19 protein-coding genes are annotated in these 25,761 nt (G+C 46.4%); 7 read left to right on the forward strand and 12 right to left on the reverse strand.

Going from position 1 to position 25,761, the window contains the following annotated elements; genetic code table 11:
- Positions 1 to 103 precede the first annotated feature (103 nt).
- The gene (locus ABJF92_RS01250) at positions 104 to 1,816 is read left to right on the forward strand and encodes a GNAT family N-acyltransferase (protein ID WP_446814037.1); all 1,713 of its coding nucleotides are present in this window, start codon (positions 104 to 106) and stop codon (positions 1,814 to 1,816) included.
- On the opposite strand, the gene ABJF92_RS01255 is transcribed toward ABJF92_RS01250, so the two are convergent.
- Positions 1,813 to 1,959, reverse strand: coding sequence for a hypothetical protein (locus ABJF92_RS01255; protein ID WP_446814038.1), 147 nt, complete (start codon positions 1,957 to 1,959; stop codon positions 1,813 to 1,815). The genes ABJF92_RS01250 and ABJF92_RS01255 overlap by 4 nt on opposite strands.
- A 310-nt stretch (positions 1,960 to 2,269) precedes the next feature.
- On the opposite strand from ABJF92_RS01255, the gene ABJF92_RS01260 reads away from it, so the two are divergent.
- The 3 genes from ABJF92_RS01260 (at position 2,270) to betA (ending at position 5,934) form a co-directional block, all read left to right on the forward strand.
- Positions 2,270 to 2,575, forward strand: a complete 306-nt coding sequence (locus ABJF92_RS01260) for an isoamylase early set domain-containing protein (RefSeq protein WP_446814039.1) — start codon at positions 2,270 to 2,272, stop codon at positions 2,573 to 2,575.
- Between the two features lie 220 nt (positions 2,576 to 2,795).
- On the forward strand, positions 2,796 to 4,253 hold the full coding sequence (betB, locus tag ABJF92_RS01265; protein WP_446814040.1) for a betaine-aldehyde dehydrogenase: 1,458 nt from the start codon (positions 2,796 to 2,798) through the stop codon (positions 4,251 to 4,253).
- A 13-nt stretch (positions 4,254 to 4,266) separates the two neighbouring features.
- Entirely contained in the window at positions 4,267 to 5,934 is a 1,668-nt protein-coding gene (gene betA / locus ABJF92_RS01270; RefSeq protein ID WP_446814041.1) for a choline dehydrogenase, read from the forward strand.
- A 77-nt stretch (positions 5,935 to 6,011) separates the two neighbouring features.
- Here the strand turns inward: betA and ABJF92_RS01275 are convergent, their stop codons facing one another.
- Together ABJF92_RS01275 and ABJF92_RS01280 are read right to left on the reverse strand one after the other, a co-directional pair.
- Positions 6,012 to 7,949 (reverse strand): bifunctional 2',3'-cyclic-nucleotide 2'-phosphodiesterase/3'-nucleotidase, encoded by a 1,938-nt coding sequence (locus ABJF92_RS01275; RefSeq protein WP_446814042.1) that lies wholly within the window; start codon positions 7,947 to 7,949, stop codon positions 6,012 to 6,014.
- Between the two features lie 153 nt (positions 7,950 to 8,102).
- Entirely contained in the window at positions 8,103 to 8,780 is a 678-nt protein-coding gene (locus tag ABJF92_RS01280; protein WP_446814043.1) for a zinc metallopeptidase, read from the reverse strand.
- 94 nt (positions 8,781 to 8,874) lie between these two features.
- Between ABJF92_RS01280 and ABJF92_RS01285 the strand changes: the two genes are divergently transcribed.
- Entirely contained in the window at positions 8,875 to 9,453 is a 579-nt protein-coding gene (locus tag ABJF92_RS01285) for a DNA-J related domain-containing protein (protein WP_446814044.1), read from the forward strand.
- A gap of 95 nt (positions 9,454 to 9,548) precedes the next feature.
- Entirely contained in the window at positions 9,549 to 10,706 is a 1,158-nt protein-coding gene (mltA, locus tag ABJF92_RS01290; RefSeq protein WP_446814045.1) for a murein transglycosylase A, read from the forward strand.
- Positions 10,707 to 10,744: 38 nt separating this feature from the next.
- On the opposite strand, the gene ABJF92_RS01295 is transcribed toward mltA, so the two are convergent.
- From ABJF92_RS01295 to ABJF92_RS01320, 6 genes are all read right to left on the reverse strand, one after another.
- Positions 10,745 to 11,659 (reverse strand): energy transducer TonB, encoded by a 915-nt coding sequence (locus tag ABJF92_RS01295; RefSeq protein WP_446814046.1) that lies wholly within the window; start codon positions 11,657 to 11,659, stop codon positions 10,745 to 10,747.
- Positions 11,656 to 12,087 carry an ExbD/TolR family protein gene (locus ABJF92_RS01300; protein WP_446814047.1) on the reverse strand — a complete coding sequence of 144 codons (432 nt, stop codon included), beginning with the start codon at positions 12,085 to 12,087 and terminating at the stop codon, positions 11,656 to 11,658. The genes ABJF92_RS01295 and ABJF92_RS01300 overlap by 4 nt, the downstream gene beginning before the upstream one ends.
- On the reverse strand, positions 12,084 to 12,509 hold the full coding sequence (locus ABJF92_RS01305) for an ExbD/TolR family protein (protein WP_446814048.1): 426 nt from the start codon (positions 12,507 to 12,509) through the stop codon (positions 12,084 to 12,086). Before ABJF92_RS01305 ends, ABJF92_RS01300 begins: the two co-directional genes overlap by 4 nt.
- Entirely contained in the window at positions 12,499 to 13,176 is a 678-nt protein-coding gene (locus ABJF92_RS01310) for a MotA/TolQ/ExbB proton channel family protein (RefSeq protein ID WP_446814049.1), read from the reverse strand. Before ABJF92_RS01310 ends, ABJF92_RS01305 begins: the two co-directional genes overlap by 11 nt.
- Before the next feature lie 132 nt (positions 13,177 to 13,308).
- On the reverse strand, positions 13,309 to 14,643 hold the full coding sequence (locus ABJF92_RS01315; protein ID WP_446814050.1) for an MATE family efflux transporter: 1,335 nt from the start codon (positions 14,641 to 14,643) through the stop codon (positions 13,309 to 13,311).
- 86 nt (positions 14,644 to 14,729) lie between these two features.
- Positions 14,730 to 15,977 carry a multidrug effflux MFS transporter gene (locus ABJF92_RS01320; protein ID WP_446814051.1) on the reverse strand — a complete coding sequence of 416 codons (1,248 nt, stop codon included), beginning with the start codon at positions 15,975 to 15,977 and terminating at the stop codon, positions 14,730 to 14,732.
- Between the two features lie 184 nt (positions 15,978 to 16,161).
- Here ABJF92_RS01320 and ABJF92_RS01325 point away from each other — a divergent pair, with 184 nt between their 5' ends.
- On the forward strand, positions 16,162 to 17,742 hold the full coding sequence (locus ABJF92_RS01325; RefSeq protein WP_446814052.1) for a cation:proton antiporter domain-containing protein: 1,581 nt from the start codon (positions 16,162 to 16,164) through the stop codon (positions 17,740 to 17,742).
- Between the two features lie 74 nt (positions 17,743 to 17,816).
- On the opposite strand, the gene ABJF92_RS01330 is transcribed toward ABJF92_RS01325, so the two are convergent.
- The 3 genes from ABJF92_RS01330 to ABJF92_RS01340 all read right to left on the reverse strand — a co-directional run bounded on the left by ABJF92_RS01330 (position 17,817) and on the right by ABJF92_RS01340 (position 25,760).
- Complete coding sequence (locus tag ABJF92_RS01330) at positions 17,817 to 19,238, reverse strand: FAD-dependent oxidoreductase (RefSeq protein WP_446814053.1); 1,422 nt, start codon at positions 19,236 to 19,238, stop codon at positions 17,817 to 17,819.
- 105 nt (positions 19,239 to 19,343) lie between these two features.
- Entirely contained in the window at positions 19,344 to 23,795 is a 4,452-nt protein-coding gene (gene gltB / locus ABJF92_RS01335; RefSeq protein WP_446814054.1) for a glutamate synthase large subunit, read from the reverse strand.
- Positions 23,796 to 24,209: 414 nt separating this feature from the next.
- Positions 24,210 to 25,760: an AAA family ATPase gene (locus tag ABJF92_RS01340; protein WP_446814055.1), complete on the reverse strand. Its 1,551-nt coding sequence runs from the start codon at positions 25,758 to 25,760 to the stop codon at positions 24,210 to 24,212.
- Position 25,761: the final 1 nt, after the last annotated feature.

Raw genomic sequence — 25,761 nt, forward strand, 5'->3', positions numbered from 1 at the left:
TAGTCGTCATCAATCGGACACATGGCTGTCATTTTAATGTCATGGAGACACTCTAACCTGAGGTCATAAAGAACAAGTCTATGACCCTTAGCGGAGCCCTATTGTGATACAAGTTGAACAATTGATTACCAGTAAATCACCGCAGTTTTTCGACAAAAGCCCCATGATAACTCGCCCTACCTTGAGCGTTTTAAAACGCTTGTTTCATGAAAGCGAGGTGAATGAGTTTTTAGAACAAAACAGCGACTGCATTGGCTTTGAATTCATTGATCGAGTTCTTGATCACTTCAACTTTAGTTATCAGGTCAGTCAGATAGACAGACGTAATATTCCCGCCAGTGGTCGCGTGATGATCATTGCTAATCACCCTTTAGGAGCCCTGGATGGCCTAGCTTTATTACGTTTGGTTGGCGAGATACGTCCAGATGTCAAAATTGTCGGCAACGATTTATTGATGGGCTTCGACAGCTTAAATAACCTTGTTCTCCCTGTAGATAACATCGGTGGCAAAACGGGTCGCCAGCAGCTTAAAGCCATTATGAACTGCCTTCACAATGAAGAAGCGGTGATCATTTTCCCTGCGGGGGAAGTCTCTCGCTTATCCCCAAGTGGGGTGAAAGATCAGCGTTGGAATCATAACTATCTCAAGTTGGCGCAAAAAACCAACAGCCCTTTATTACCGGTGCATATTGGCGGTCGTAACTCCATGCTGTTTTACACCAGCTCCTTGGTGTATCGACCTTTATCGACCCTACAGTTAGCCAATGAAATGTTCCGCCAGAAGAATCGCAAGATTCCAATGCAGGTGGGTCAAGCCATTCCTATTCAAGAACTGGCTAAGCTACCACTCAGTGATAAAGAAAAGAACAAACTGGTTAAGCGCCACCTTTACCGCATTGCCAAGGGTAAAAAGCCTTTACTAAAAACCGAAAAGACGGTCGATCATCCACAGAATCGACAGTTAATTAAAAACGAATTGAAGCAGTCTGAGCACCTAGGCAGCACCAAGGACAACAAGCAGATTTATCTATTCGATTACAACCCAAGCTCCGTCACCATGAAGGAAATTGGCCGACTACGTGAGATAGCCTTTCGACAAGTAGGAGAAGGCACTGGAGAACGTACCGATTTAGATAAATTTGATCAGTACTACCGCCATCTTATTTTGTGGGATGAAGAAGAGTTAGAAATTGTTGGTGCGTACCGTATAGGGGAAGTCGCCCGTTACATGAGAGATAAAAGCAGTAACAAAATCTACAGTGCCGAGCTGTTCCGCTACTCTTGCGACATGGAACCTTATTTTGAACAGGGCATCGAACTGGGGCGTAGTTTTGTGCAGCCAAAATATTGGGGCAAACGCAGTCTAGATTACTTATGGTATGGCATTGGCGCCTATCTAAACCGCCACCCAGATATTCGCTATATGTTTGGTCCAGTAAGTTTAAGCAACAGTTACCCGCAAATTGCAAAAGATCTTATTGTGGCCTTTTACAAAAAATATTATGCCGACAATGAACATTTAGCCCGTTCTTATACGCCCTACCAAATTAACCCAGATCACAATGAACTGATCGCTGGGTTATTTACAGGTGAAAGCTACGAAGAAGATTTTAGAGCATTAAAAGAGCAACTGGGTCATGTGGGAGCTAGCGTGCCAACCTTATTTAAGCAGTACAGTGAGTTGTGTGAAGCGGGAGGGGTACGCTTCTTAGACTTTGGCGTCGACGCCGACTTTGGCTATTGCGTTGACGGCTTAGTCCTAGTGGACTTAGAAAAAGTCAAAGAAGCGAAACATAAGCGTTACCGTGGTGCTTAGAAAGGCCCATGGTGACTATGGCCGCTGTGATGATCTTCAAGTTGGTATGGCTTTTTGTGAGCTTTTTTCACCACCATTAAGTAAACAACCTTAATTAACAGCATGACACTTAGCACAAGAAGAACGATCAGTTGTAAGTCCATAACAACACCTCATTTTTGGCTGAATGTTATTTCAGTCTAGTACAGATATAAAAAATGTGGCGGTTTTTACCTGCACCAAGAGATAACAAAACAGATACCTTTTGCGAATGAAACGGTGCAAATTGACTCCAGTAAGCCGTTTTTTCGCTTTGGGTGCTACTAACTGATTCAAAATTTCAGAGATTTTTATTAGCAGATTAATCACTTATCGCCTTTGGCTTAGGATTTGCTTTTCTTTAAGCGTAGACCCCATCTGAGCGTAGAAGGATTTACCATTAGAACCGTCACATAAATGACCGAGGAGCAGGAAATGATTGAAAAGAAATTTCTCAAGACAAAACCGGAATGCAAGATTAAATTTTCTTTGCCTGCTGACGTAATTGGCGACGCCAAAAGCATTTCAGTAGTGGGTGATTTCAATGATTGGGATCCAGTCAGCCACCCAATGCGAAAGCAAAAAAATGGGCTTTTTAGCTGCACGGTTAATCTAGCTGTGGCCTCAGCCTACCAATTTCGTTACTTACTCGACTCAAACCAATGGCTGAATGACGACCAAGCTGACAGCTATGCCACCAGCCCAATTAGCCACGAAGAAAACGGCGTCCTCAGCCTATAAACCACTTTAATTAAGCAGGCCTTGTTTGACAAAAATGTAGGTCTGCCTTCTCCCTCTTTATTTGCCAATCAACGACACCTCTATGCTCTATAAGAGTTTTTAGCCAGTTGCAGGCTGGGTTTCACCTGTCAAAAAGTGTACAATGTTTTTATTAAATGCGCGTTTAATAAAACCGTTTTTCATCAATGACAAACTATCGCAACACACAAAGAGGGTTATCATGGCACATCACCAACAGTACATTCATGGCCAATATCATGGGTCCACGAGTGAGGAAACTTTTGACAGCCTCAATCCTGCTACTGGCGAAGTAATCGCTACCATAGAGCAAGCGGGTCAAGCTGAGCTCGATGCTGCGGTAGCTTCTGCTATCCAAGGTCAAAAAGTCTGGGCTGCCATGAGCCCTGTAGAACGCGGTCGTATTCTTAAAAAAGCCGCAGATTTATTACGAGAACACAACGAAGAACTCGCTCGTCTAGAAGTGCTTGATACGGGTAAGCCACTGCAAGAAGCCATCTGTGTAGACATTGAAACGGGTGCCGATGTTATTGAATATTACGCAGGCTTAACCGATAAAATCCAAGGGGAATACCAAGATTTAGGCAATGGCAATTTCTTTTATACCCGTCGTGAGCCACTTGGTGTTTGTGCCGGTATTGGCGCCTGGAATTATCCAATTCAAATCGCTTGCTGGAAATCTGGACCAGCTCTCGCCGCTGGTAACGCCATGATCTTTAAACCATCGGAAGAAACCCCTCTAACCGCGCTAAAACTTGCTGAAATATACACTCAGGCAGGCTTACCAGACGGTGTTTTCAATGTGGTTCAAGGGGATGCTCGAACGGGGCAAATGATTACCAGCCACCCACAAATCGATAAGGTTTCCTTTACCGGAGAAGTCGGTACGGGCAAAAAAGTCATGGCGGCTTCGGCTCAGTCTTTAAAGCAGGTCACGATGGAACTTGGTGGCAAATCGCCGATGATCATTTTTCCAGATATGCCAATAGACCAAGCCGTTTCTGCCGCGATGTTGGCCAACTTCTACACCCAAGGAGAAGTCTGCACCAACGGTACTCGTGTGTTTGTTCACCAAGACATCATGGATGCCTTTACTGCAGAGCTAAAAACTCGCACCCAAGCTATGGTCGTTGGTGACCCAATGGACATGGAAACACAAGTAGGCGCATTAATTTCTAAAGATCATATGCACAAGGTATTAGGCTTTATTGAAGCCGCCAAAGCCGCAGGCGCTAAGCTACTGTGTGGAGGTTATCAGGTGACTGAAAATGGTTTAGAGAAAGGTGCTTTCGTGGCTCCGACTGTCTTTACCGAATGTACAGATGACATGCCACAGGTGAAAGATGAAATCTTTGGCCCTGTTATGTCTGTGTTGAGTTTTAGTGAGGAAGACGAAGTTATCGCCCGCGCTAATGACACCAAATATGGTTTGGCGGCAGGTGTATTCACTAAAGACTTCGCTCGTGCCCATCGCGTGATCAATCAAATGCAAGCAGGTATTTGTTGGATCAATGCGTGGGGAGCTTCGCCTGCAGAAATGCCAGTAGGTGGTTACAAAGAGTCAGGTATTGGTCGTGAGAACGGTATTGACACCCTCTACCACTACACACAAAACAAAAGTGTATTTGTAGACTTAAACGACATCCAAAACCCTTATTAAGCGGGAGCAGTAAATGACCACTCAGAACTATGATTATGTCATCGTCGGAGCAGGCTCTGCCGGTTGTGTGCTGGCCGACCGCTTAACCGAAAGCGGTGAACACTCTGTGTTACTGCTGGAAATGGGCGGCTCAGATAAAAGCGTATTTATTCAAATGCCTACCGCTTTGTCTTACCCAATGAACACGGAAAAGTACGCATGGCAATTTCACACTGAAAAAGAGCCGGGGCTAGACAACCGTGAAATGCATTGCCCTAGAGGCAAGGTACTCGGCGGTTCATCTTCCATTAACGGCATGGTATATGTTCGTGGTAATGCTTGCGATTTCGACCAATGGCAAGAGAATGGTGCTCAAGGTTGGGACTACCAAAGCTGCCTACCCTATTTTAAAAAAGCAGAAAGTTGGAAAGGCGGGGCTGACACTTACCGTGGTGGTGATGGCCCGTTGTCTACTAATAACGGTAATGACATGAGCTATAACCCACTGTATCAGGCTTTTATCGATGCAGGTGAAGAAGCTGGGTATCGTAAAACTGATGATTACAACGGTTATTGTCAGGAAGGTTTTGGCCCCATGCATATGACGGTAAAAAACGGTGTGAGAGCGTCAACGTCCAATGTGTATTTACGCCGTGCTTTGAAACGTGGCAATTTAACCTTAAAAACAGGGGTACTGACGCATAAAGTCCTACTAGAAGGCACTAAGGCCATCGGTATTGAGTTCAGTAAAAATACCCAAATAGACCAAGTCTTTGCAAACAAAGAAGTCATTCTAAGTGCCGGATCAGTGGGCTCACCACAGCTGCTACAGCTTTCTGGCATAGGACCAAAAGCCGTGCTAGAAAAAGCTGGTGTGCCTTTAGTGGTGGACGCACCTGGGGTGGGTGAAAATCTACAAGATCATCTAGAAGTCTATTTCCAGTATTTTTGTAAAAAGCCCGTGACCCTAAACAGTAAGCTTGGTTTGGTTAGTAAAGGCTTAATTGGTGCCCGTTGGATGCTCTTTAAAGATGGCTTGGGAGCGACCAACCACTTCGAGTCTTGTGGCTTTATTCGTTCCCGTGCGGGCTTAAAGTGGCCAAATATTCAGTACCATTTCTTGCCTGCCGCCATGCGCTACGATGGTCAAGCCGCGGTGGATGGTCATGGTTTTCAGGTCCATGTAGGCCCTAATAAGCCGGAGAGCCGTGGTAAGTTATGGATCGAATCGGCGGATCCTGCAGCGAAACCACGCATCTTGTTTAACTACATTAGTACAGAGCAAGATAAGCAAGACTGGCGAGACACTATTCGATTAACTAGAGAAGTGTTGCAGCAGTCTGCGCTGACTGACTATCGTGGTGACGAAATTCAACCCGGCTTACAAATACAGACGGATGAGCAGATTGATCAATGGGTAAAAGACAATGTAGAAAGTGCTTATCACCCTTCTTGTACCTGTAAGATGGGTGCTGATAACGATCCAATGGCTGTCTTAAACAGTGCTTGCCAAGTGAGAGGCGTAGAGCAACTCAGAGTTGTCGACTCGTCGATTTTCCCCACCATCACTAATGGTAACTTAAATGCGCCAACCATTATGGTGGCGGAAAAAGCCGCGGATATTATTTTGGGCAAACCAGCGTTAGCGAGCGAGAACGCTCCGGTGTGGATTCATCCTGAATTCGCCACCCAACAACGTTAACGGCAATCTCAAAAGCACCTCATAAAAAAAGCGCCATGATAAAAATCATGGCGCTTTTTTGTGTACATTACTAAGTATTAATGTAACTCAAATATCGCAAAACCTTTATCATCTAACGCTTTGTAAGTCATATTACTAGGCGCTAGCTCTTTGGCATTAGGTGAGGAAGTAAATTGCACTTTGGCTTTACCAAAGCTTGCGAACTTCCAATTGCCATCGGCTTCAGGGTTAATGGTTTTCTGGCTCAGTAGATAGTTCGCCACCACGTCACGGTTTTTGTCTGGTGCATCAATAACAATGGTATCACCGGACAAGTTCGGGAAATGACCGCCACCGGTTGCACGATAGTTATTGGTAGCGACTAGGAATTCAGCCTCCTTATCCAAAGGCTTACCGGCAAAAGTTACTTTTTCAATACGATGAGAGCCTTCATTCACCAAGTTACCCTCTAGATCATAACGAGCAGGATTGGTAACATTAATTTGATAGTCGATACCATCAATCACATCAAAGTTATAGGTTGGGAAGGATGTATTCACTAAATCCTGTACTTGGCTAGAATTACCATCAATCTGATTAAACTGCCCTGCAGCCACTTCCAGCCATTCAACAACTTGCGCCCCGGTCAGCTTCACAACTTTTAAATCGTTCGGATAAATATACAAATCACTCACATTTTTCAGTGCAATATCCCCTTTAGGGACATTGGTGTAATACTCAGGACCACCACGGCCACCCGCTTTGAAAGGTGCACCAGCGGATAAAATAGGCATACCTTCGTAAGAAGTACCACGAACAATATTTTGTACATACCAAGTTTGTGCATTGTTCACGATCTGGATAGAAGGATCATCCTGAACCAGTGCAAAGAAGCTATTAATGTCTGCGGTGGACTCACCCACTTTACGACGCATGTATTGCAAGGTGCCTTCATGCTCGGTTTCTACGGCATCATTGATGGCGGCATCTGCCTCCACCAGCGCAATGGTTTTACGCCCTTCACGCTTGGCAATAGCACGAACAGATGCTTTACCGTCGGCGACTTGCCAACCTCCTTGTGGGCTTTCTTCTAGCACTAGATCAATCACCCCTAAGTGAGAACCCCAAAAACCCGGCATGGTTGCAAATTTACCGAACACTGTGCCTTTTTCGTTATCCACTCCCGCTAGTCCATTTAGGGATTTATCCCCAGGGAAAACGCGATGCGAGTGGCCGAACAAAATGGCATCAATGCCCTCTACTTTGGCAAGGTGATAAGTCGCGTTTTCTTCACCCTTCATATAAGGAGAGTTTTGCATACCACTATGGGGAATGGCGATGATCACATCGGCCCCTTGGGCTTTCATTTCTGGCACATAGCGTTCAGCCGTTTCAATAATGTCTTTTGCCACCACTTTGCCCGTTAGGTTATCTTTATCCCAGGTCATGATTTGCGGTGGAACAAAACCGATATAACCAATTTTTACGGTTTGCGTAATGCCATCGGAATCGACGAAACGCTTGTCTTTAATCAGGTAAGGCTGGAAATAAGGTTGATCGTTCGAAGGGTCTTTATCGCCATCATCCAAATACACATTGGCGTTCACATACGGGAAGTTCGCCCCACTTAGGCTTTTCATCAAAAAGTCTAAGCCGTAGTTAAATTCATGATTACCAATATTACCCACATCATAATCTAATAGGTTCATAGCTTTGAAAGCAGGGTGTGTTTCGCCATAGCGTAGCACTCGGCCTTTGGCGACGTAATCCCCTAATGGCGTACCTTGTAGCAAATCGCCGTTGTCCACTAACACCGAATTACTAACTTCTGCGCGAGCCGCCTTTATCAGTGTCGCGACTCGAGAAAGCCCCACCGCATCACTTTGCTTATCGCCGTAGTAGTCATAATCCACTAGGTTCATGTGAATATCTGTGGTTTCCATTACTCGTAAGTCAATGGTTGCGGCTTGAGCTAAACTACTCAAGGCCAAAGAAGAAGCTAAAACAGCGGCACCTCTTAGAATAGAACGGGTCATCACGTCTCTCCATACACTATGATTTATACGGTCAATATTAATACTAACCAAAAGGTTAATATTCCATCATAAAACGAAAATGTTACAGTTTCATAGGCGTTTTGTAACAAATTCGTCATTTGGATGAATCTAAGTCGCGAATAGGCAAGCCGCTTAGCGTTTCAGCCAACGCCAGAAGAAGAGTAATCTAACCAAAGCAGCCGCCACATAGGTCAAAGCACAGGCGGTTAAAATGCGCTTTATTTTCGGCAAGTCCTGCTTAGGTACATATTCGCCTTGGGCGACAATCGGTAACGCTTTATTGAAGCTGGCGTCCCACTCCTCAGGCAAGATAATAAGTTGTACCAGCACCGCCAAAAAGCCAGACAAGCCCACTACCAAAGCATGTAATGCCACCGCATAAGGTAAATGCAGCAGCATGGAAATCAATGGCCAACCAATCAATAATGCCCCCGTAAGCTTAGCGATGATTATCAATAAAGGTCGATAACGGCGACTCAACTTAGCGATACCCTCATTCCGCTCATGAGCCAAAGCATGGCCGACTTCGTGGCTTGCCACCGCCACGGCAGTGAGAGAGTGTCCATTAAATACACTTGGGCTTAGACGCACCATGTGGGCCTGAAAGTCAAAGTGGTCACGCCCTTCTTGGGTGGTTTCCACACTCACTTGATCTAATTCGAAGCGCTTGATCAAATGCTGCGCCAACTCCCCGCCTGTACCCGGTAAATCGTCCCTGTGGCCAGCATAGCGCTTCAGGGTATATTTCACCCATAACGTCGGCGCGACAATCAGCAGTACCAACACTATGATGAGGACTATCCACAACATATCTCTTCCTCTCACTAAAATCAGCGACCATGGATTTGGTGATCAAAATCCAAATCGCTTACACTGGTTTAAATATTCGCATTTAAGGCACCAAATGAGAAACCCTTTAGTCGCATCAATACTCACACTACTGAAAGCACATCCTGATGGCATCAGTGAGTTTGATATTCTCAAAGCCTTAAAGCAGCAGCACCCCATCTTTACTGAACTGGCCGACGATGCCAATCTGCAGCTCTTTCGCCAACATTTCTTGATCATGAACGCTTTATATCAGCTACAAGGGCGCTTATGGCGCGAAGATAACCTAGTCCTTGAAATCAGTTCTTTAAAAATTAAGCTGACTAGTAAAAGCGTGATACCCAAGGCGCAGCAGCAAGAATTAGACAGCAGTGGAGATGTAAAGCTTGCTGCTTATTATCTGGACTGGCAGGAGTATCAAAAAACCGATGAGGCAGACGTATCACGATTATTGGAAAGCTTCTATCTTGGCACTTGCTATCAAACCGGCCGGCAAGAGGCCCTTAAAACCCTCGCCATCGAGCACGAGAATCCCAGCAAAATTGAAATAAAACAACACTATCGAAAACTGGTACAAAAGCATCACCCAGACTTAGGAGGTGACCCTGAAACCTTCATTGCCTTACGCCAAGCCTACGAGCAATTGATGCTGTAAAGTCGCTTGATTTAGGGGGTATTAATCGGCAAGCTGACGACTCACTTTTTTATTTTTTGTTGTTTCTTATCGATTTTTAAACTGGGTTTGTTGTTATGACACACAGATTTTCACCTTCTTTTTCTTTACTCAACAGCCGACCTTGGCTACATGGTTTAAGCCTAGCGGCTTTATTAGTACTAAGCGCCTGCAGTCAGCGTGAAATTGACGCCTCGAATGATTTTGAGAATAACGGCCGTGATACCCAAGCCCTTAAACGTGACACCTTGTATTTGAAAGAAAGCCTGCCGCCAGGCTTACCAGTTCCAGATGAGGTGTTTAAAGATGGTCTCGCCCAGCAAGTAAAGTATTTAAATAAGCTCAGCGAGCGAGAGTACCAGTTGGGTAATCTTACTGTGAGTCTAGAGGACTTACTGGCCAGCACCCAAGCATTGCAAGATTGGCTAGATAACCCAGCAACACAACCCAACCTCACGGCTTATCAACTGGCTGGACAAGACCAACGCGGCAACGTGCAGATAACTGGCTACTATGTGCCTGTGCTTTCAGTACGCCACCAAGCAGATGAAACATTCAAATACCCACTGTACCGAAAGCCCAGTCAGCGCAAGCCTGATGGTACCTTCCCAAGCCGTGAAGAGATTGATTTTGAAGGGGCGTTAGATGGTCAAGAATTAGAGATTGCCTATACCGCAGATTTGGTCGATAACTTCTTTTTGCACGTGCAAGGTTCTGGGGTAGTGGAATACGAAAACGGCGAACAGCAGTTACTGTCTTGGGGGGGCGTTAATGGTCATGCCTATCGCAGTCTGGGCAAAGAGTTGATTGAACGGGGCGAAATTGCTCGTGAAGACATTTCGGCGCAAAGCATCCGCCAATGGTTAGCAGACCACCCGGAGCGTAACAGAGAGATCCTCTCAACTAATCCAAGTTATTTGTTTTTCAGTGAAGGACTGACACGTCCTGTAGGCGCAGCCAACGTGCCGTTAACCCCTTTGTATTCGGCGGCGGTGGACCCAAGTGTCATTCCGCTTGGCTCTGTTTTGCTGGCGCAAGTGCCTAAGTTGGACCTGCAAGGACAGCTTATCGGACACAGCTTTCAGCTATTACTGGCTCAAGATAAAGGCGGTGCCATTAAAGGAGCAGGTCATATTGATTGGTATCAAGGGGTGGGAGCAGATGCCCACTTTCACGCTGGCCAATTGAAACACTTTGGTAAAGTCTGGCTATTGCTGCCTAGGGAGACCCCTTAACAGCGGCCATGACTTTGCTAGGCGTGCGGTTTTGCCGATTAGTTAAGCTTAAAACTGATCGGCAAAACAATGCTTAGATCGGCCATGTCCATATCTGGCGGGAACTTAGGCAAGGGAGTCGCACGCTTGATCATGTCCAATACGGCATTATCAAGTCGTTTGTAACCCGAGCTCTCGCGTATTTCCACATCCGATACTTGTCCGTCACGGTTCACCACAAACGCCAGTGTTACCACACCTTCTTCATTACGACGACGCGACGCGCGCGGATAACGTTTATTTTGCGCTAGCACCGCCGCAAGCTTGGTAAAGTAATCCGTTTTGGCGCCTTCATTACCACCACTGGTGCTGGCATTGGAGGTTCCTGTGGAGGCTTTCTGGGTCGCTTTCGCAGCTTCTTGGGGCTTCTCTTGCACAGGTGACTGAACTGGTGTCTCGACTTTTTCAACCGGCTCAGGGGCAGGCTCTTGGACGACTACTGGTTCTGGTGGTTCTGGTTCTGGTTCTGGTTCTGGTTCTGGCGGAATGATGACCTCAGGCTTTTCAATCACTACCGGAGACTCTTGTTTCACCTCAACAGGTTCAGGCTCAACGACTGGTTCCGCTTCTATGATCGGCTCTGGTTCTACAATTGGTTCAGGCTCAACGACTGGTTCCGCTTCTATGATCGGCTCAGGTTCTACAATTGGTTCAGGCTCAACGATTGGTTCAGGCTCTACGATTGGTTCAGGCTCTTCCACCTCAACGGGCTCATCAACCACTACCTCCTCTTGCGCGGCGCTAGTTTCTGCCTCGCTTCCCATATCACCTAGCATACCAAGATCAAACTCAATACCCTGTTGACCTGCCGCTTGTCCACCTTCGGCTTCTTCATTGAAGACCAAGTAAAAAGCCACCCCATGTACCGATACTGCCAGTGCAGATGCCAACAACCAATGATGTGTTTTTATCATGGTTGCTCTCTCTCCAACTGAGTGGCCAAGCTCACTTTAACCAATCCTGCCAAGCGTATTTGATTAAAGATCGGTCTAAGCTGATCAATGGCGATGCCACCATCCGCCTTAACCTGCACCCAATAATCGGCTTGGCTTTCCGCAGCGTTAAATGAGGTTTCTAGCAAACGCTGAATGTCTTCAATGACGACTGGCTGATCATCCAAATACAATTCATCATTGCTCACCACAATCACCGCATTTGGCTCACTGTTAGCACGTGTATCATTAATAGACGTAGGAGGAATAACGGCCACCGGATCGGCTTTCTTGATTTGACCGGCCACCATAAAGAAGACCAACATCAAAAATACCACGTTGATCAGTGGCACCATGTTATCGTCATTGTCACTGGCGTTACGTGAAGCAAATTTTGCCGCTAATTTCATGGGGACTCCGGCATATCAAAAGCGTCTGCAATCGAAACGGTCTCAGCACCATGTAGTTTTAGGGTATCGGCAAGCTTCAATAAACTCTGCAAAGTCACTCCCGACTCTGCTTTCACCACAAACACTGCATCACTACTTTCACTTACCAAGGTTTCAAATGCCTGACGATCTGACAATCTAATGGCGATGTCATCCTGCCAAACCTGACCATCATTTTGTTGTAGGGTCAGGGTGATGATTTCTTGCTCTTCTTGATCTTGCTCTTGTGGTGGCGTGTGCACCGCCAAGGGTGTATCTAGGATACGCCAAGGCACAAAGCTGGACGTTAGCATGAAAAATAACAGGAGAATAAAAACCACATCAATCAAAGGTGTTAAGCTAATCGCTTGCTTACGCTTTGGTTGTTCCAGGTTAAGCGGCATGCAAGACCTCTTTTTGAGCCTCATCCTTAAGCGAGCCAGCTGATTGCGCCGTAAAAACCTGAGTCACTGCGTCATTCATATTATGAGCAATACGCTCAACTTTACGTTCTAGCCAGCTGTGTAAGCTCACAACAGGAATAGCGACCGCCAAGCCTACCGCGGTGGTCAACAGAGCCTGCCAAATACCACCAGACAATACCGATGGGTCAACTTGACTGCCCGCACCTTCCATTTGCTGGAATGCGGTAATCATGCCCAAAACGGTACCAAGCAAACCTAGTAATGGACTGAGTGTCGCAATAATTTCAAGAGGTCGAAGGTAAGCACGCAGCTGTCCAAGTAAGTTCATAGCGCGGCGCTCAACTTCTTCGCGGATCAGATCAACATGAAGACGGTTAGCCGTCATACTTTCCATGCTAAATGCGACCAAAGCATCGATAGGACGCTTTTGCTGCAAAGTCTCTAGCGCCTTTTCTTTATCACCAGAGCGCCATAGCGCCAAGGCTTGATTCGACGTTTTCAAACTTTCTGCTCGTAGGGAAGAAAACTGCCAAAGTTTTAATAGCACAATGGTTAACGCGACAACGGAAAAGACCATCAGTATCCATACGACAGGACCACCAACTTGCAAGAAGTCAATAATCTGTTGTTTTACTAAGTCGTCCACAAGAGTCTCCACACAAGGCTAATATCAATTAATGATATTCATTATCACCTGTATTTTCAACTCTTGTCGCGTCTAGACATCAATAATTCATAGTTTCTTAATGCTTTTAGTCGTCTAGGCAACATTCTCAGCTTAATTTGCTTGAGCGTCGGCCTCAACACGCCGTAATGCTTTTTGACAGACCACCCAAGCACACAAACCTGCAAGCAAATTTCCCACCAAAACACCCACAAAAACGCCCTGTAATCCGCCAATTTCTGACCCTAGCCAGATACAGGGTAAAAAGAAGGCAAACAGACGCAGTGCCGAAATAGTTAAGGCAGTATAGGAACGCCCCATTGCATTAGAAACGGACACCATCACCATACACAATCCCAGTGCCCCTAAGCTGACCGGCACTAGCATAAGATGCCAGCTCAGAATATTTGCCACGCTTTCTTCCCCAGACAATAACTGAGCAAGAGATGACGCTCCCACAAAAGCCAGCACCGCAATCACCAATTGAGAAATGATCACGAAGCGGCTGGCAATGCTAATTAACTGGCGCACCTCTGCTAAATTTTTCGCCCCCAACAAGCGACCAATCATGGGAGGCATAGACATGGTTAACGCCAACACCGGCACAATAACAAAGAATTCAAAACGCGAACCCAATGCCCACGCCGCCACGGCAGCTGTACCGAAACCAGCAATTAACTTAGTCGCTAACATAGAAGAAATGGGCGGTAACAGCTGGCTGATCATCGCAGGTCCCATTATATGAGCAATCTCTGACACGCTCCGGTAAACATTGAGATTACTCCAATCTAAACTCAGCCAATGGTTTTTCATCACTTTAGGCATAACTGCTAACAAACCTATAGCAAAAGCCACAATGGTTGCCATGGCGGCGCCTTCCAACCCTAGACCAAAGGTAAAAATAAACAAAGGGTCTAGCAACATATTGAGCACACTAGTAAAAATCATCATCAACCCTGGCAACATGGTGTTGCCATTGGCACGACACAAGCTGTAATAGAAATACAATACCGCCCCGACCCAAGCACTGATAAGCCAGTAGGGCCAATAAGCATCAATGGTGGCATAAACATCATCTGGGGCGCTTAACAAGGCTAACAATAGGTTTCGACAAAGCCATAGCAGCAGACAAATAATGGCAATACCCACACTGCCTATAATGACAACCAAGCCTCCTAATTGCTTGGCGTAGCGAACTCTTTCAGCGCCTAACGCGCGAGCAATAATGGCCGTCGTCGCTATGCCTAAGCCAACTTGGATACCAATAATGATCATTTGGATAGGCAGTGTAAAACCTTGCGCGGCAAGAGGTAGAACCCCTAGCTGACCAATGAAAGCACTGTCCACCAACTGGAAGCTCATCATAGATAAGATGCCAAAGAGCATAGGCCAGGTCATGTCAAAAAGTTGTTTGCCTAACGATGGGGAAGCAGATGTTTGAGTTGGCATATCATTCTCGGATGCGTATAAAAATTGGGCGCTATTCTACCGCACTTTTACCATTATCTGATGACAGTCATGATTTTATCTTTGCATCATTGGGTATCGCTCGCCGTTTGCTCCTCATGTTGATAATGACTTGCATAACGCAATAATAAATAACTTAGACCAGAGAAAATCAAAAAACCGAACGCTAAAGGCGTCACTGTGAAATGGTAAAATTGCCCCATCAGGGTCGCAGCAACAATGGCCACTAAGCTCGAAGCAGACGAAATCATCGCGGCGGCTAAGCCGGCCACCTTACCAAGTGGCTCCATGGCTAAAGCATTAATATTGCCAAACACCATACCCAAACACGCAAACATACCAATCCCCAGCACAATAAACAGCCAAAATGGCGGCACACCTGAATACAAGATGGACAATCCACTCAGCAGCCCAGCCATGCTAAACATGAGTATGAGCGCCAAAGCCACACAGAACCTCATCCCTACTCTTAACACTATTCGAGCATTCAGTAGGTTTGCTAGACCAGAGCCAGAGGCCATCATGGCAAAATACAGTGGGAAATTATCACCTAGCTGATAAACATCCTGAAAGATGGATTGCGCGATGCTCAAATACAACATCAAACCACCGAAAATAAGCCCAGCAATGCCTGTGTAAGCAACCACATCTTTCCGAGAGAGAATAAACTTGGCGCTTTTTAGCAACCGTGACGCTTCTAAGGGTAAGCGCCTATCTTTGGGCAGCGTTTCTTCTTGGCGACAGATCAACCAAAGCGAAGCGATTAACGCTTGTATCATCAACGCGGCGAAGATCCAACGCCAGTGGCCAAGTTGCATAATAAGTTGCCCAAAAGCAGGGGCTAGCATTGGCACGAGGATAAAAATCACCATCACATAAGACATGATGCGTGCCATGGGTGCACCTTGATATAAGTCTCGGATTAACGCCCGTGAAGCAATTTTTGGCCCAGCCACACCAAAACCTTGCACGACACGCCCAGCAAGAAGCATCCACAAGGAATCAGCACACAGAGCCATAACGGTACCAATTAGATAAATAGCCACGCCAAGCAAGATACTACTTTTACGCCCTATCGCATCCGATAAGGGCCCAAAAATAATTTCTCCAAACATCATGCCGAAGATAAGTGCAGAAATAATCCATTGAGTATGTTGGTAATCTTGGATATTCAGATCGCGGCTGATATTGGGAAAAGCGGGTAACATGGCATCAATACTGAGGGCAGTCAATGAGGTTAAAATGGCAAAAAGTACAATAAATTCCTTTTCTGGAAGCTGTTTTTTAACCGCAAAAAACTTTCCTAATCTAGCCATTCCATCATCCTTACTGCTGGTCTCAATCAACCTGCTACCTTACTATAAAAAGCCCTTGTGCCGTTACTTTCAGCACAGATAAATTAATACCTGATATAAATCATCTTTAAACTACTGCGTTTTTGGCATGAATTTCGTACCATTGAAAAAACGTCATTTCCCTACCCATTATTAGAAGGTCTTCATGGAATTTATTTGGCTCTTGTTTGCTTTTGTCTGCGGCTTAGCTGTCAAAATGATCAATTTGCCTCCTTTGATCGGTTTCCTGTTAGCCGGTTTTCTTCTCAATTTTCTTGGTTTCGAAGCCAGTAGCACCTTAGATTCACTTGCTAATATTGGTATCACTCTGATGCTGTTTAGTATTGGCTTAAAACTGCACGTACAAGATTTGCTGAAACGGGAAGTCTGGGCATCTACGCTTTCCCATATGGGGGTCTGGAGCATCACCTTTGCGGGTATTGCCATGCTGCTTACCATCTTGAGTCTGCCCTACTTTGGCGTGTTAGAGTTCAGCACCGCAGCCCTTATAGGTTTTGCCCTAAGCTTCTCCAGCACCGTTTGTGTGATGAAGCTACTGGAAGAAACTGGTGAGCTAAAGACACGTCATGGCCAGCTCTCTCTTGGGGTTTTGGTCATGCAAGACATAGTGGCCGTAATCTTCTTGGTTGCTGCGACGGGTAACATCCCTTCCATTTGGGCGATTGGTTTATTTGGCTTACTCTTGTTACGCCCCATCATTAACCGCATCGTTGACCAAGCGGGTCACGGTGAAATGCTCCCTCTAACCGGCTTATTCTTAGCACTAGGGGGCTATGAGCTTTTCTACTTGGTTGGGGTAAAAGGTGATTTAGGGGCACTCATTTTCGGTATTTTGCTGGCCTCTCATCCGAAAGCGACGGAAATGAATAAGTCGTTGATGAATTTTAAAGATTTGTTCTTAATTGGCTTCTTCTTATCCATCGGCTTTACGGCGCTACCAAGCCTCGACATGATACTGATGAGTTTGCTCATCACGCTAGTCATGCTGATCAAATTCGTACTCTTCTTCGTATTGTTTTCCAAGCTTCAATTGCGTAGTCGTACCTCATTCTTGTCATCATTGATTTTGTCCAATTACAGTGAGTTTGGCTTAATTGTCGTGGCGTTAAGTGTTGCCAATGGCTGGCTTAATAAAGAATGGTTGGTGATTCTGGCTCTCGCCGTATCCTTCTCTTTTGTGATTACCAGCTTGGTATATCGCAATGCTCACCGCTTGTATCGTAAAAACAAAGAAACCTTGCGCCGCTTTGAAACGCCTGAATGTCTAGCAGAAGATGTCTTTGTTCAGCCACCCAATGCAGAAATTCTTGTAGTCGGCCTAGGTCGAGTTGGTCGCGGTGCATTTGAGTCCCTAAACTGCCTTGCAGAAGGTACCGTGGCGGGTATGGATGCGGATAAGAATCGTATTCATACTATGAAAGAAGCGCAGCAAAATGTCTTTTATGGTGACGGTGAAGATGCCGATTTATGGGAGCGACTGGATACCAGTGGTATGCGCCTTATTTTATTAGCGCTACCTATTGCAGAAGACAGTACCAACATTGCCATACAACTTCGTAAAGCGAACTACCAAGGACACATTGCCGCTATTGCTCGTTACCAAGATGAGCGTGAGGAACTGCTTGCTTCCGGCATAGATAATGTCTTTAACTTCTACACTGAGGCGGGTATGGGCTTCGCGGAAGAAAGCTTGTCCTTGATTCACCCAACCGCTAAAACCGAATAGGTTAATTAGCGCCACAAAAAGCGGGTATCAGATGATTCTGATACCCGCTTTTTGTGGCGCATACTCGACGAAGTTTATACGTCGAGGAAGTCCATAATGCCTTCGGCTGCTTTACGGCCTTCATCAATGGCTGTTACCACCAAATCAGAACCACGTACCATATCACCACCAGCAAAGATTTTTTCATTGGTGGTTTGGAACATAAACTCCCCTTTGCTAGGGGCAATCACACGGCCGCGAGCATCGGTTTCGATACCAAATTTCTCAAACCAAGGCGCTGGGCTGGCTTGGAAACCAAAGGCAACCAAGATAGCATCCGCAGGAATCACTTGTTCACTGCCTTCGACGATCTCAGCACTACGGCGGCCATTTTCGTCTGGCTCACCCATTTGTGTTTCAACCACTTTAATGCCTTCAACTTTGCCATCACCAATAATTTCTACAGGCTGACGATTGAATAGGAATTGCACGCCTTCTTCGCGAGCATTTTTGACTTCCTTACGCGAACCCGGCATGTTTTCTTGGTCACGGCGGTAAGCACAAGAGACGCTTTTCGCACCCTGACGGATGGCGGTACGGTTACAGTCCATGGCGGTATCACCACCACCAAGTACCACTACTTTTTTGCCTTTAAGGTTGATGTAGTCGGCTTCGTCTTCTTCGAAGTCTAGGCAGTGATTCACATTCGAAATCAAGTAATCCAAAGCATCGTGCACCCCTGGTAAATCTTCACCTGGGAAACCGCCCTTCATGTACTTGTATGTGCCCATGCCAAGGAAAACAGCATCGTACTCTTCCAGAACATGCTCAAAAGGAACGTCCTCACCGACAGAAGTACCCAACACGAACTCAACACCCATTTCTTCAAAGATTTCACGACGACGAGTCATGACGCTCTTTTCAAGTTTGAATTCTGGAATACCGAAGGTTAGCAAGCCACCAATCTCTGGGTATTTATCAAATACCACAGGCTTAACACCGTTGCGCACAAGAATATCAGCACAAGCTAAACCCGCAGGTCCTGCTCCCACAATGGCAACGGTTTTGTTCGCCGGCACAACGTTGCTCATATCTGGGCGCCAGCCTAAAGCAAAGGCTGTATCCGTAATGTATTTTTCAACAGAACCGATCGTCACGGCACCAAAGCCACCTTCACCAAGGGTACAAGCCCCTTCACAAAGACGGTCTTGTGGACAAACACGGCCACAGACTTCTGGTAGTGAGTTGGTTTGGTGGCTTAGCTCAGCGGCTTCTAAGATGCTGCCTTCGCTGACCAGTTTCAACCAGTTTGGGATGTAGTTGTGCACTGGGCACTTCCACTCACAATAAGGGTTACCACACTCTAAACAACGGTGTGATTGGTCTTTCGCCCCTTCTTCTTCAAAGGGCTTATAAATTTCGACGAACTGCGCCTTACGAGTAATTAAAGGCTTCTTTTTCGGGTCTTTACGATCCACTTCGACGAACTGAAATGCATTGTTCAAGCGCTCAGACATAAGCTGCTATCTCCTGTGGCCTCTCTCAACGAGCGGCACTCTCTCTCAAATGGGTCAAACTGTTTTGTTCACAATGCCTGTCTTCAGGCATTGTGATCGCGTGTTTTATTCTGGACGTTGACGAGTGCTTGCTAATAGCGCGCCAAGACTCGCGGCTTTCGGTTTCACCAGCCAGAATTTACCAATGTAGTCATAGAAATTTTCTAGGATTTCATGGCCCCATGCGCTGTCAGTTTCACGAACATATTCTTCGATCACGGAACGAAGATGTGAACGATACTCTTCGGTTAGCTCGGTACCGATACGGTGAATTTCGACCAATTCGTGATTGTATTTATCCACAAAAGTACGATCCAAATCCAGTACGTAGGCGAAACCACCTGTCATACCCGCACCAAAGTTATAACCTGTATTACCCAGTACCGTTACCATACCGCCTGTCATATATTCACAACAGTGGTCACCAGCCCCTTCGATGACGGTGTGTGTACCTGAGTTACGTACGGCAAAACGCTCGCCGGCGGTACCCGCGGCAAACAATTTACCGCCTGTCGCACCGTACAAACAGGTGTTACCAATAATCGCTGAGTCTTGAGACTCAAACACAGACCCCTGTGGTGGACGCACTACAAGCTTACCGCCTGTCATGCCTTTACCTACATAATCGTTGGCATCACCTTCTAGATACATGTGCAAGCCGCCGGCATTCCATACACCGAAACTCTGGCCTGCTGTACCCTTTAGACGAAGGGTTAAAGGTGCATCTGTCATGCCTTGGTTGCCGTAACGTTTGGCGATTTCACCGGACAGGCGAGCACCGATCGAACGGTCACAGTTGGTCACATTGAAGGCAAACTCGCCGCCTTCTTTTTCTTCTATCACGTCTTTCACCGTATCCCACATTTTCAGTGCCAATAGGCCTTTATCGTGTGGTGGGTTGAATGGCGCTTCACAATATTGAGGCTTGTCCGCAGGGATCAAATCATTGTTCAAAATTGGTGATAGATCCAAGTTCTTCTGCTTCTCAGTTTCCCCAGGTAGTAATGCTAATAAATCCGTACGGCCAATCAGGTCACGTAGGCTAGCGACACCCAGTTTCGCCAACCATAGGCGCGTGTCTTCAGCCATAAAGCGGAAGAAGTTTTTGATCATTTCTACCGTACCAATGAAGTGCTCATCACGTAGATGTTGATCTTGAGTTGCCACCCCTGTCGCACAGTTGTTCAAGTGACAGATACGTAGGAATTTACAACCCATAGCAACCATTGGTGTAGTACCAAAACCGAAGCTTTCTGCCCCTAGGATAGCCGCTTTCACGACGTCTAGACCGGTTTTCAAACCGCCGTCTGTTTGCAAACGTATCTTACCGCGCAAATCGTTAGAACGGAGTGCTTGTTGAGCTTCCGCTAAGCCTAGTTCCCATGGAGAACCCGCATGGCGAATAGACGTTAGTGGAGATGCCGCAGTACCACCGTCGTAACCGGAAATTGTGATCAAGTCAGCATAGGCTTTCGCAACACCCGCGGCGATCGTACCAACGCCTGGCTCAGATACCAGTTTCACCGATACTAAGGCTTCAGGGTTCACTTGCTTCAAGTCAAAGATCAACTGCGCCAAATCCTCGATAGAGTAAATATCGTGGTGTGGCGGAGGTGATATCAAGGTTACGCCAGGCACTGCGTAACGCAAGCGCGCAATCAAACCGTTTACTTTACCACCTGGAAGCTGTCCACCTTCACCCGGTTTCGCGCCTTGTGCGACTTTGATCTGTAGTACTTCAGCATTCACTAGGTATTCAGGTGTTACCCCGAAACGACCCGAGGCGATCTGCTTAATCTTAGAGCGACGCTCTGTACCATGACGAGCTGGGTCTTCACCACCTTCACCAGAGTTAGAACGACAGCCCAATTCATTCATCGCTTGCGCTAAGGCTTCGTGGGCTTCTGGAGACAAGGCACCCAATGACATACCCGCAGAGTCAAAGCGTGGCAAGATCGCGTCGATGCTTTCAACGTCTTCTAGCGGAATCGCTTTCGCTTTGTCAGACAAGGTAAACAAGTCACGTAACATAGACGCAGGACGGTTATTGACCAGTTCGGTGTACTTCGTGAAGTCTTCAAAACGACCACTGCCCACCGCTGTTTGTAGATTACGCACTACATCGGGGTTGAAGGCATGATATTCCGCGTCATGGACATATTTTAGGTAGCCACCCTGCTGGATTGGCTTACGCAATTTCCAAGCGTTGTTGGCAATAGAAGCTTGCTCACGCTGGAAGTCCATGAAGGTTGTCCCTTCAATACGGCTAGATACGCCTTTAAAGCACAGGTCAATAACGCTACTAGACAGACCAACGGCTTCAAATAACTGCGCACCACGGTAAGACGCCATGGTAGAAATACCCATTTTCGACAGTATCTTCATCAAGCCTTTGTTAATACCTTTACGGTATTTCACGTGACAAGAGATTGGGTCGCCCAGCACTTCGCCTTTCTCAATCATATCGTTGATTAGGCGGTAAGATAGGTAGGGGTAAACCGCTGTCGCACCAAAGCCTAGCAATACGGCAAATTGATGAGGGTCACGAGCAAAACCTGTGTCTGCAACAATGTTAGAGTCACAACGCAAGCCTACTTTCGTTAAGTGGTGATGCACCGCACCTACCGCCATTGGCGCAGGAATTGGCAAGCTGCCCTTAACAAGGTCACGGTCGGTCAACACAAGAATAACCGCTCCATTACGTACTTCTTGCTCTGCTTTGACTTGTAGATCACGTACCGCTTGCTCTAGAGAAGTTTGCGCAGGATCGTAGTTAGTGTCCAAACGAACCAGACGGAACCTGTGGTCGTCCATCGCCAGCATTCGGCTGAACTTACGTGGCGACAGTAAAGGCGACGACAAGATAATACGGTTAGCGTGTTTTGGCGTTTCTTCGAACAGGTTACGTTCTACACCAATACAGGTTTCCAACGACATCACGATGGACTCACGCAGTGGATCTATCGGTGGGTTGGTTACTTGAGCAAATTTTTGACGGAAGTAATCACTGACCGGACGAGTCTGGCTCGACATGACGGCCATAGGCGTGTCATCACCCATAGAGCCTACGCCTTCATGACCGCTTTCTGCCAATGGGCGGAAAATCTGATCACGCTCTTCAAAAGAAACTTGGAACATCTTTTGGTACGTCAGCATTTCTTCTTTGCTGAAGTGATCGAACTCTTGAGACGACTCTGTCAGCATAGTTTCGACGCGAATCGCTTCTTGCTTCAACCATTTTTTATAAGGGTGCAAAGATTTCAGATGATTGTCGATATCATCCGTGTGTAAGATTTTGCCGTTTTGAGTATCAACCACTAGCATTTGGCCCGGTCCTACACGACCTTTCGCGACGACATCAGAGTCTTTGTAGCCGTATGTACCGATTTCAGACGCTAGCGTGATAAAACCATTTTTGGTAACGACCCAACGAGATGGACGCAAGCCGTTACGGTCAAGCATACAAATCGCATGACGACCATCGGTCATTACAAGACCGGCTGGACCATCCCATGGCTCCATGTGCATAGAGTTATATTCGTAGAACGCACGCAACTCTGGGTCCATGTTTTCAACGTTTTGCCACGCTGGTGGAATAATCAAGCGTGCCGCACGGAAAATATCCATACCACCCGTTACCAAGACTTCCAACATGTTATCCATAGAAGAAGAGTCGGAACCGGTTAGGTTAACCAAAGGCTGAAGGTCTTGTAGCTCAGGGATCAATGGTGAGCGCAGCTTGTTCGCGCGTGCCAATGCCCAGTTACGGTTACCTTCGATAGTGTTGATCTCACCGTTGTGGGCCAACATGCGGAAAGGCTGAGCCAATGGCCATCTTGGTAGCGTGTTGGTTGAAAAGCGTTGGTGGAAAACACAAATCGCGGTTTTCAGTTTGTCATTGCCAAGGTCTTTGTAAAAAGAAGGCAAATCCACTGGCATCATTAGGCCTTTATAAGACAATACTTTGTCAGATAAAGAACAGACGTAGAAGTTTTCATATTGAGCTAAGGCCAACTCTGTTTGACGGCGAGCCACAAACAGGCGAGTGGCAAAGGTACGAGCGTCCATACGATTACTGTCGATAAACACTTGCTCAATGCGCGGCAAACACTCTTCAGCAATACGCCCCAAGCAAGAAGCATCCGTTGGCACTTCACGCCAACCGACGACATTCACCTCTTGATCTTCAAGTTGCTTCGTCAAGGTAGCTCTTTGTTCAGCCGCCAAGTCTTCATCTTGATCCAAGAAGATCATGCCAATGCCGTATAAATCCGACAAAGTATGATTAAACAAGGACATTGCTTCAGCACGTAAAAATGCATCTGGTTTTTGGATTAGAAGACCACAACCATCGCCAGTTTTACCGTCAGCTGCGATGCCGCCACGGTGTGTCATACATGTCAAAGATTCAATAGCGGTTTTCAGTAGCTCGTGACTGGCACTACCTTCCATATGGGCGATTAAGCCGAAACCACAGTTGTCTTTGAATTCGCCAGGGCGATAAAGGCCTGCATTCATACACCAACTCCCACAGTTAGTTAAAACATAAAAAATAGAAAAATTAGAATTTTGTTATTTGAAGGCGTGTGCTTAAAAAATTGGCATTGTTTGATAATGATTACTAAATAGCAAAAAACAGCCATCAAATCGGATCGACATACTACCCCGCGGTTGCGTGCTACTCAAACGAGCCCACCCTAGTTTTCTGTTATTTAGGGGTGTTTTATCGGGGTTTTAGTGGCTCAAAGGCTTAAGGGAGAGAATTATCTATGGCTGGAGTTTTTCCCCACAGAAAATTCCACTGTTCCTGCATGATTTTCAGAGAAATATGGTTTTTTTTACTAAATTACGACTTTTTTTATAGAAAAGCATAATTACATCGCAGATTTCAGAGGAATTCTCTCTCTGATATTGCCATCAGTATCTAAAATACTATTGCGCTTTTCTAATATCGCCCTGAATACCACGCACACTTCGCGCCCAAGGGTTTAGGTCACGAATGTCTCTTGGCAAAGTCTCCACCACGCCGATGGCTTCACTACGGTTGCCGTAAGCGCCATAAACCACCACATACCAATCACGGCCACTGTGCAGGGTTTTAAAGTAACTAAAGACATCAACACTGCCTTGGCTACGGATAAAGTCTTTGACCGCATTCAGGTTATAAGTGCCCAATAGTTGCAAGGTGTAACGGTTAGGGTTTTGTGTCAGCCACCACTGGGTTTTATCGAATGGGTCGAGCACGACTTTTTCTTCTACTGGCGCAGGTGTTGGCGTTGGTGCGGTCACAGGATTTAGTTCTGGTGCCGGTGCCAGGGTTGGCGCTTCGCTTCGAATAGGTGCTACTGGAACACTAGGCGTTGCTACGGTAGTCGGGATGCTAGGCGTCGCCACAGGCGCAGCAGTACTGCTCGGCGTTAAGTCGGTTCCTGTTGGAATGGGCGGTAAAGTAAGTGCTCCTTGCTGCCCTATTTGCTTTTGCATGGCATCGATACGTGCAATGGTCTCTGAAGAAGACTGACCTTGGCGTGGACTTAATGGGATCACGTTCGAGCCACGATCCGCGGTTGAACTGGCTGGGGTATCGTCCGAGTCACTGAACAAAACCGCCACCAGAATCCCCAGCATGACGACAGACAACAGCGCCATGTGCACTAAAGGAAATCCTAGTGCAATGTTAAAACCTTTCCCTGCAGGTTTCAGTCCTTTGTCACCATTGCCCATCATGCTCTGAGCAACTTGGTTGATTCGTCCAGGGTAACCCGCAGAATCCTGATGGATCTTTTTGATTTGTTTGTCATTGAAAGGCAAGTTAATACTGCCTCCCACTGCTCGAACTCGGTGCAGCAAATACGCCTTAGTTTGCTCTAACGAATAAGGCGCTAAAGTTAAAGTGTGGCTGAGCTGATCATAACGAGACTTTTGATAAGCATCGAGATTACGAGACAAGGGATAACTGCTAAATAATGCAACATGGGGCACAGTTTGATTGTCTGTCGCTAAGGACATCATATCCAATAGCATGCTCACTGCATCCGTGTTTAGCTCTTGAGCATTATCAATCAGAACAAGAGCCGACTGACCTTTTACTTCCAAATCGTGGGCAAACTTCAACAATGGACCAAAGGTGGTTTCATTAGGTGGCTGGGTGAAATGACTGGCAAAGCCCGCGTACATAGCTTGCAACAACTGGCCTGCAGTCATCAGCATGGACGCCTTCACATGGCTGATAATCGTCGTATCATCTTGGTGGCGAGCAAATTCCATTAAGAATCGACTCTTACCACTGCCCTCAGGCCCTTGAATAACCGACAACAGATTGCTGTAGCGACTTAAGTGTTCTAACAAGGCTAATTGTTGGTTACCTTCGTCGCTAGCAAAATAGACAGAGTCATCCTTTGAACCAAAAGGGTCCCTCAGCGTCGCTTTTGGCGGCTGATTGAGAGAAGCTTCAAGATCAAATTGAAAGTTGTGCTCTGCCATG

Origin of the sequence: Marinomonas sp., assembly GCF_039940335.1 — a bacterium.
Taxonomy (GTDB): domain Bacteria; phylum Pseudomonadota; class Gammaproteobacteria; order Pseudomonadales; family Marinomonadaceae; genus Marinomonas.